This is a genomic window from Thermoflexus sp., from assembly GCF_042408365.1.
GTDB lineage: Bacteria > Chloroflexota > Anaerolineae > Thermoflexales > Thermoflexaceae > Thermoflexus.
Genome location: NZ_JBHOQJ010000042.1, coordinates 23581 through 32586, shown reverse-complemented (window position 1 = coordinate 32586; position 9006 = coordinate 23581). Strand labels below are relative to the sequence as shown.

Genomic DNA, 9006 nt, shown 5'->3' with positions numbered 1-9006 from the left:
CCGGGAGTATGGGCTGAAGTCGGTTTCCTGTCGTTACTTTACCGTGTATGGTCCTCGTGGGGTGGAGAACCATGCGATCATTGCCCTGATCGCCAAGGCGTTTATCGGCCAGAATCCCATTGAGGTGTGGGGGGATGGCACCCAGGTGCGCAACTGGACCTACGTGGATGACATTGTGCGGGGCACCCTCCTGGCCGCGGAGAAGATCGACGACGGCACGGCGATCAACCTGGGGACGATGGAGCGGGTGCGGGTGATTGATGCGGTGAAGATGATTCTGGAGTATACGGGTCATAAAGCGGAGATCGTCTTCCGGCCGGATATGCCCACCGGTCCGTTGAACCGGGTGGCGGACTGCTCCCTGGCAAAGAAGCTTCTCGGTTGGGAGCCGCAGGTGCCCTTCCGGGAGGGGCTGAAGCGGACGATTGACTGGTATTTCGCCACCAAAGACCGGGAGCAGGTGCGGAGAATTCTGGGGCGAATGTTGACAGAGCGGTAAGTATGGAGGGTGTGGAGCGGGTCAACATCCTGGGCGTCAGTGTGAGCGCGATCAATATGGCGATGGCCCTGGAGATCATTGAGGGCTGGATCGCCCGCCGGGAGCTTCATTACATTTGCGTCACTGGCGTCCACGGCGTGATGGAGAGCCAGCGGGATGAGGCTTTGCGACAGATCCACAACCAGGCCGGCCTGGTCACACCGGATGGGATGCCGTTGGTCTGGCTGAGCCGTCTCAAGGGCTTTCGCCACGTGGATCGGGTATATGGTCCGGATTTGATGCTGGCCCTTTGCGAACGGTCCATAGCACGGGGCTACCGCCATTTCTTCTACGGTGGGGCGAAGGGTGTGCCGGAGCGACTGTCTGAGGTGCTCCAGAAGCGTTTCCCCGGCCTGCAGGTGGCGGGAACATATTCACCGCCCTTCCGTCCCTTAACACCCGAGGAAGACGAGCGGGTAGTCCGGATGATCAACGCGGCCAACCCGGATATCGTCTGGGTGGGGCTCAGCACGCCCAAGCAGGAGCACTGGATGGCAGAGCACCGGGCGCGGCTGACGGCTCCTGTGCTGATCGGCGTGGGGGCGGCTTTCGACTTCCTTACCGGTCGCAAGCCGCAGGCCCCCCGCTGGATGCAGCGCGCTGGTCTGGAATGGTTCTTCCGCTTGCTCACCGAACCCCGCCGTCTGTGGCGGCGGTATCTAATTAATAACCCCCTCTTCGTGGCGCTGGTGGTGCTGGAGGCGATGAGGCTGCGGCCCAAAAGGCCGCTGACCAAGTGACGCCAACGGCGGATGGCGAGCGGTATTTTATAACCTGCGATCGGGGAGGGGCTTATGCTCCGGCGCTTCAGCGTAGACTTCGCGATTTTCTCCATGGCCCTGGATGCTGCGCTCACCCTCTTGGTGCTCCGAGGGGCCGCCCTCCTTCGCTCTCAACTCCCCGCCTTCCTCCCAGGCCTCCAACCGCTGCGCGCTCTCTATCTCCCAACCCATCTCTATTTCCTCGCACCGCTCCTGTGGGTGCTGATCCTGCTGGTGGTCTCCGCCTACGATCCTCGCCGGACCTACCGGGCCGCAGATGAGTTCGGGCGGGTCGGCTTTGGCTCCCTCCTGGCCTCTCTCTGTTTCGCCGGCCTGCTCTACCTCACCGAGCGCGAGGTCTCCCGTGGGCTCTTTGTGCTCTTTATCCTCCTGAACTTCGTCCTGCTCTTGGGCTGGCGCATGATGGCCCGGCTGGTCTGGAAGGTGGTCAAGGCCCCTCCGGCCCGGCGTCGGGTCCTGATTGCCGGCGCCGGGGAGGTCGGCCAACGGGTGGCCCAAGAGATTCAGCAATATGCCTGGGCCGGCCTGGAGTTGGTGGGGTTTCTGGACGACGACCCTGCCAAACGGGATTGCGACCTTCCGGTCCTAGGGACGCTGGACGATGCGACGCGGGTGGTACAGGAGCACGGGGTGGAGGACGTGGTCATTGCCCTTCCCCGCCGGGCCCACGCCCGGTTGGACCAGCTGGTGCAGGCTCTCCACGAGCTTCCGGTCCATGTTTACGTCGTCCCCGATTACTTCGCCCTGGCCCTCTACCGGGCCTCTGTGGAGGACTTCGCGGGCATCCCGATGATCAACCTGCGGGCCCCGGCGTTGAACGACTACCAGCGGCTGGTCAAGCGGGCCTTCGACCTGGTGGTCGGCAGCATCTTGACCCTCCTGGCGCTCCCGGTGATGGGCCTTGTGGCACTGGCGATCAAACTGGATTCGCCCGGCCCCATCCTCTTCCGCCAGCAGCGGGTGGGGGAGAACGGCCGCCTCTTCACAATGTACAAGTTCCGCTCCATGGTCGTCAACGCGGAGGCGCTGCAGGACCAAGTGACCGAGGTGAGGGAGGACGGCACCATCATCCACAAGAAACCGGATGACCCTCGGGTGACGCGGGTCGGGCGATTCATCCGTCGGTACAGCCTGGATGAGCTCCCTCAGCTCTTCAATGTCCTCAAGGGGGACATGAGCCTAGTAGGTCCCCGGCCGGAGCTGCCCTGGCTGGTGGAGCGGTACCAGCCCTGGCAGCGCAAACGCTTCGCCGTCCCCCAGGGCATCACCGGTTGGTGGCAGGTGAACGGCCGCTCCGACAAGCCCATGCACCTGCACACCGAAGAGGATTTGTTCTATATCCAGAACTACTCCCTCTGGCTGGACCTGGTGATTCTATGGAAGACCATCTGGGTCGTGTTGCGGGGGAGAGGGGCATATTAGGAGGTGAGGGATGGAGGCGCAGCAGAACCACGAGGATAGCGCCTCCCGCCGACAGCCGGGTCGTGGGGAACTGTAGTGCCCCATAGGGGTCGTATGGTCCGCGTTCGCCATGCCGCCGGATCATCCCCACCTTGCGAGGAGATTCCCGCTGGAGATAGAGCGGCAATCATTTCCTCCCTTAGGCTCCATATGCTGCCCCTCCAAAGATCGAAAACGCCCTTGCGGCCGCCCGGCACCGGGCACAACGGCGGACGGTGGGTTCGATTGCCCTTCTTTTCCCGGGCTCTCGGTCGGCTGGGCGCCAAGCCCAGGGCATGGCTGGATTTGTGGAGGAATGGCTCTGGCCTAGTGAAGGCTCTGGAAATCCGTCAAACGGAATGGCTGGGCTGGCTCCGGCTGGCCTCGCCGGAACGATGGGTGCTGGTATTAGCGCTGCTGAACGGCCTGCTGTATTTGGTCCTGGTCCCCCCCTGGCAGCATTACGATGAGCCCACGCATTTCGAGTACGCGTGGCTTATCGCCAGCCGGGGGGTGCTGCCCAAACCCGGGGATTACGACCAGGACCTGCGGCGGGAGGTGGCGGCGTCGATGGTGGAGCATAGGTTTTTCCGGGGGATGAATTTCACCCCCAACCTCCTGGCCCGGGATCAGCCGGTCTGGCTGGGCGCCTCGCAGTTGGGTCATCCGCCTCTCTATTACTTATGGGTCGCTCTCTTCCTCCGATGGATCCCCCACGCGGACGTGACCTTTCAGCTATACGTGGCCCGCTTCGCCTCCTTGCTCCTCTACCTGAGCAGCGTCTGGCTCGCGGGACGGGTGGTCGCCGAACTCGTCCCGGCAGGGCATGTCCTCCGTTGGGCCGTGCCGGGGATGATGGCCCTCCTGCCCGCCTACACGGATCTGATGACGGCGGTCAACAACGACGTGGGGGCCGTTATGGTCTTTTCGCTGTTCCTCTGGGGCGCGGTGCGAATGATTCAGCGAGGGTTCTCTTGGCCCAGGTTGGTCTGGGTGGGGGGAGGAGCCGCTTTGTGCCTATGGACCAAGAACACCGTCGCCGTGGCCGTGTGGATGGTGCCGCTGGTTGTGGCCCTGGCGCTCCTTCGAGAGGCGAAGCAACGGTGGATGTGGCTGGCGCTTGGGGTATGGGGGCTGTTGCCCGGTATGCTGGTCGTGGGGTGGGGGGATGCGGCTTACTGGTACCGCCAGAGCGACCAAGCGGGGCCCACACGGGAGGTGCGGGCGGAAGCCCCCCTGGGGAAAGCCGTGTTGGCCCTGGAGATGTCCTCGGCCGTTCCGGGGCGCCGTCTGATGCAACCGCTCCTGGCGGGGCACGTCGAGGCCCTGCGGGGCAAGGAGGTCACCCTGGGGGCGTGGGTATGGGCCTCAGAGCCCGTGCGAATCCGATCGCCCATGTTGAACGATGGGGTCCGGGAGGTCTGGCGGCCCCTCGAGGTGGGGACATCCCCAGCGTTCTACGTGGTTACAGGCACGGTTGCTCCCGATGCGAGGACCCTCTGGGTCATCCTACAGCCCTCGCTGGGCCGGACGGGGGAGACAACGATCACGGTTTATTACGATGGGCTCGTTCTGGTGGAGGGGATCCGTCCGGCTAATCGGCCGCCCGTCTTTAGCGATCCCGAGGGGCGGGAGGGCGTGTGGGGGGGAGCTTCCTTCGTCAACCGGCTCCGCAACGGCTCCGCTGAGGCGTCCTGGCCCCGGGTGCGAAGATGGATGGAGCAGGTATTTCCCCGCTTCCTGCGGATCCCTGCCGACTTCGACCTCTTCCTGGCCACGCTGCTGGACGTGCCGTGGAGCGGCTGGGTTTACCTTCCAACGGCGCGCACGCTCCTTCGGAGTTTCTGGGCCTACTTCGGCTGGGGACACGTCCAGCTGGCCTCCCCATGGTACCGGCTCCTGGACGGGTTGACCCTGTTGGGTCTGGGCGGCGCTATGGTCTATGGGATCCGTCGGTGGAGGGAGCTCTCCCCGCCGGCCCGGGCCAGCGCTGTTCTCATGTTGGTGGCCGGCCTCTGGCTCTGGACGAGCGCCCTCCTCCGAGTCCTCCCCTATTTGTTGGAGCGTCCTTATCCCCTGTTGTCGGTTGCACGTTACGCGTTTCCGGGTATAATCCCAACAATTATGGGGTTAACGATAGGGTGGCTGGGCGGTTTGCCCGGAAACGTAAGGAAGAGGGGAGGGGTTGGCCTGCTGTTGGTTCTGCTGCTTCTCGATCTTCTCTCTATATCAACCATTTGGTCTTTCTATCGGCCTCACTAAAGGGGGAGGAAGATGACCAGGAAATTGTCGTTTACCGCCATGTTGGGCGTTTTCGGGGTGATGGTGGTGCTGGCGGCCGCCCTGGGGTTGACCATGAGCCGTGCGAACGCCTTGGATGACCGGGTGCGGAATTCGGATAAGCGCGCGGCCGATAGCGGCTCGGATTACGGGCTGCAGAACACAAGGCCGGTCACAACGTATTTGCCCTTGGTGACCATGAACTATCCCCCGCCGCCTCCCGTTTTCGGGGTGGAGATCAACCGGGGGGCGGTCGGCGCCACCCTCTCGCAGACCATTGAAGCAGGCGTCTGGTGGGTGCGATACAACGGCATCCTGTGGTCCGAGGTAGAACCGGAAATAGGTCTTCGGGATTGGTCGAAACTGTCTGATGTGGAACAGGAAATCCGGGCCCTTTCCGCCCATGGGTTGATCCCCATGGTCATTGTACGGGGGACCCCCTCCTGGGCGCAACGGGTTCAGGGTTCATATTGCGGGCCTATCAAAGAAGATGCGCTGGACGAGTTCGCCGCCTTCATGCGTGAGGTCGTGTCCCGATATAGCGTCGAACCGTATAACGTGAAATATTGGGAATTGGGGAATGAACCGGACGTCGACCCGGGCCTTGTGCCGCCCACTTCACCTTTCGGATGCTGGGGCGACAAGGGGGATGACTATTATGGGGGTGGTTACTACGCCGAGATGCTTAAGCGCGTCTATCCGGCCATCAAACAGGCGGATCCCACGGCTCAAGTGGTTGTTGGCGGGCTGTTACTGGACTGCGACCCTCAAAGCGGGACCGGCGGTTGTGACCGTCAACCGGGCAGGTTTCTTGAGGGGATCCTACGGAATGGAGGAGGACCGTTTTTTGACATCCTGGCCTATCATGCATATCCCCTCTGGACCCCTGACGAGAGGGGAGACTGGGATCTGAACCACCCGCACTGGCGCCATCGAGGCGGCGCGTTGCTGGGCAAATTGGATTTCATCAAGTCGGTGTTCCAGAACTATGGTATCTCTAAGCCCATCCTAATGAACGAGGGCGGGTTGATGTGTGATTCGCGGGACGATAATGATCCTGCATGCTCGCGTGATGATTTTCGTGACGATCAAGCGAAGTATGTGGTTCGGCTGTACGCTCGAACCTGGGCCCACAACATACTGGGCAGCGTCTGGTACACCATGAACGGGCCGGGATGGCGGCAGGGAGGGTTGTTGGACGGCAGCCAACATCCGCGTCCTTCTTATGATGCTTTTAAGTTCATGTCCACGCTGCTCGAAGGATCTTCGTATCGGGGACCGCTTGCAACGGGGGCTCTGGAGGGGTACGCCTTTTTCAACAAAAGCGCTCGCAGGGAGTATCAAGTTTATTGGACAAATGATAAAGCCTATACGACGACGCTAACCCTGCCTAAGGGCGCTGTGGCTTATAACAAATTTGGGCAGACCTTGACACCAATGGATGGCAAGATATCGGTGGGCTTCGACCCCGTGTTTATTGTGGTGGCCGTGCCATAAGGAAGGATAGGATGGCATAAGGGGCCACATACCCGGTCTGGCGCCTGGCCGGGGACGGTATCTGGGAAGAGCCAGCAAGCGATCGCTTCGGCTGTGTTGGGCCTGAGCGCTCAAGATCCGTACTGACCCAGTGGAGGGATCCAGGGACTTATTGGATTCTGTAGGCGCCGGGCCGGTTACATCCCCAGGGCCTCCAGCTTGATTGGGAGAGCATTTGGCGGCCATCTCTAGCCCGGATAGAGTTCATGGGCCAAGATTTGCATGCTGATCTCTACGATGTTACCGGGATTTTTCAGGGCGATTGTTCGCCTTAAACAATGGATGCCGTTTCTCTATGGCGGAACGTCGGCACTTCTGCTCCTTTTGGCTTTCTCCTCTTGGGCTTACGATGACCCCTTCATCACCTTCCGCTACGCGCAAAACCTGCGCGTTGGGCTGGGGTTTGTTTACAACCCGGGCGAGCGGGTCCTGAGCACCACGACGCCGTTATATACGCTTCTGTTGGCCGGCCTGAGTTACCTCTGGGCGGACCTCCCCCGTTTGAGCCCCCTGATCAGCGCGTTCAGCCTGGGGATCGGCGCGCCCGCCCTCTACCGGTTGGGTCGGCGGTGGGGCCGTCCTACAGCGGGCCTTGTGGCGGCCCTTCTCTATCCATTCACTCCTTTGATGGTCGAAACGTTTGGGGCGGAAACTTGCTTCTATGTGACGCTGGTCCTGTGGGCTTTCGCTTTGCATGCGGAAGGGAGGGACCTGGCCGCCATGGCGCTGGCGGCCCTGGCCACCCTCACGCGCGCGGATGGGGCGCTGGCCGGGCTCGCAATCGGCGTAATGCTCCTCCTAAAAGAGCGCCGGATCCCCTGGAAGCCGCTCCTGCTCTTCGGTCTGTTGATTGCCCCTTGGTATCTCTTCTCCTGGCTCTATTTTGGCTCCCCTTTCCCGGTCACTCTAGCCGCCAAGCAGCATCAGGCCCGGATGGCGATCAGCGACTCATTCGTTAAAGGATTCCTGCGGATGGTTGAGGGGTACGCTCGCAATCCCTTCTACTGGCCGCATGGAGTATTCCTGGTGGTCGGGTTGGCTTACGTGTTGCGCAGGGCCCGCCGCTGGCTGCTTTTGACTGGGTGGGGAGTGCTCTATTTTGCGGGTTACACCGCGCTGGGGGTCAGCCGTTACTTCTGGTATTATGCCCCTCTAGTTCCTGTGATGATCGCTTCCATTGGGCTCGGGGTGGAAGCCACCCTGGAGTTTCTGGCGGACCGATGCCGGGTCTTTGGGCGCTTCAAGCCAATCCTCGGGGCGCTGATCCTGCTGTTCTTGCTCCTCCCGCAGGGGCGCGACTTATGGGGGCTGGCGCATCATCCCGACCCACGCGCCCGGATTTATCGGGACGTTGGGCTCTGGCTGGCAGAAAACACGCCGCCGGAGGCCAGCGTGGGTACGCTGGAGGTCGGGATCATCGGTTATTACGCTCGCCGTCGGATGGTGGACTTTGCCGGGCTGATCCAGCCTGATGTGGCGTTGCAAATGCAGTACGAGAGCACATATGAGGACACCGCTCTCTGGGCTATTAGTCAGTATCGCCCCGATTTCCTTGTGTTGAACCCCGCGTGGTTCCCCCGACTGATGGAACAACTGGTGAATCCCTTCTGCCAATCGCTAGCGCATTTCTCCCGCCCCGAGTATCCCGGGGAACTGGTGGCGTACCGATGCGAATGGTGAACGCACCAGGTCCTCTTGCTATCCCGCCAGTATGGGGTGATTACCCAACCAGGGCAGGAATGATCCATCGGACGGAGGCGACGGCTCGATACCCTGGCGGACATCGGCGAGCCCCCCAACCTGGTGTTTTGGCTTCCGGGCGAACGGAAACGGCCGGGCCGGAGAGTGATGAAACATCAGCCGGCCGGTCCATTTTTCACCGAGAACGCTAGGCCTGGTCGACCCACAAGAATGGCGGCTTCCCATCGCGATTTCCGCAAAGCCCCGCCGCCGACGCCCTTCCAGCCGCTCATTTAAGTGGCTCAGCATCAGGTTACAAGAGTTGCTCCGCCGCCTCCTCGCCACAGAACACCTCCACCCCCTTCGTCCACCATTTGATCCACTTGGCCGAGCGCTCCAGGGGGTTCATGGGGTACAAGCGGCGGCGGATAGGCTTGGGATGGCGCAGGAACGCTAAGCGCAGAAGATCCTCACTCTCCTCCCACCCCGCCGCCAAAGGTCCTGGAGGACCTCCTCCCCGTTCCTGGCGCTCTCCCCTTCCGCCCCGAACCACCTAAAGCCCCGGATCGCCCGGCATCCGTCCGGCTGGACCCCCGGGGCGGTGGACACCGGCTCCTGGGCACTTTTCCCTTGACGGATGGATAAGGAACGTTCCGTCCAGGAACACGGGAGTCCTCCCCGTTCAAGAGACGCTCCCGCCCAGCGCGCACCGCCTCCTCTACTTCCTGGGGAGGCAAGAGATGCGCCGGG

The 9006-nt window shown here is 62.1% G+C and carries 7 protein-coding genes; 6 read left to right on the top strand and 1 reads right to left on the bottom strand.

The genetic code is table 11. The features are described from left to right. The 6 genes from ACFMO5_RS01945 to ACFMO5_RS01920 all read left to right on the top strand — a co-directional run. Window positions 1-499 (top strand): NAD-dependent epimerase/dehydratase family protein (locus tag ACFMO5_RS01945; protein WP_376791089.1); only part of this gene is annotated, 499 nt, incomplete at its 5' end. A gap of 2 nt (window positions 500-501) precedes the next feature. Then, a complete protein-coding gene (locus ACFMO5_RS01940) occupies window positions 502-1278 on the top strand; it encodes a WecB/TagA/CpsF family glycosyltransferase (protein ID WP_376791088.1) in 777 nt (258 codons plus the stop codon). A 54-nt stretch (window positions 1279-1332) separates the two neighbouring features. Further along, entirely contained in the window at window positions 1333-2742 is a 1410-nt protein-coding gene (locus ACFMO5_RS01935) for an undecaprenyl-phosphate glucose phosphotransferase (protein ID WP_376791087.1), read from the top strand. 348 nt (window positions 2743-3090) lie between these two features. Next, the gene (locus ACFMO5_RS01930; protein ID WP_376791086.1) at window positions 3091-5022 is read left to right on the top strand and encodes an ArnT family glycosyltransferase; all 1932 of its coding nucleotides are present in this window, start codon (window positions 3091-3093) and stop codon (window positions 5020-5022) included. A gap of 12 nt (window positions 5023-5034) precedes the next feature. Further along, the gene (locus ACFMO5_RS01925; protein ID WP_376791085.1) at window positions 5035-6537 is read left to right on the top strand and encodes a hypothetical protein; all 1503 of its coding nucleotides are present in this window, start codon (window positions 5035-5037) and stop codon (window positions 6535-6537) included. A gap of 321 nt (window positions 6538-6858) precedes the next feature. Further along, the gene (locus ACFMO5_RS01920) at window positions 6859-8256 is read left to right on the top strand and encodes a hypothetical protein (RefSeq protein WP_376791084.1); all 1398 of its coding nucleotides are present in this window, start codon (window positions 6859-6861) and stop codon (window positions 8254-8256) included. Window positions 8257-8569: 313 nt separating this feature from the next. Here ACFMO5_RS01920 and ACFMO5_RS01915 read toward each other — a convergent pair whose 3' ends face one another. Then, window positions 8570-8752, bottom strand: coding sequence for a hypothetical protein (locus ACFMO5_RS01915; RefSeq protein WP_376791083.1), 183 nt, complete (start codon window positions 8750-8752; stop codon window positions 8570-8572). Window positions 8753-9006 lie beyond the last annotated feature (254 nt).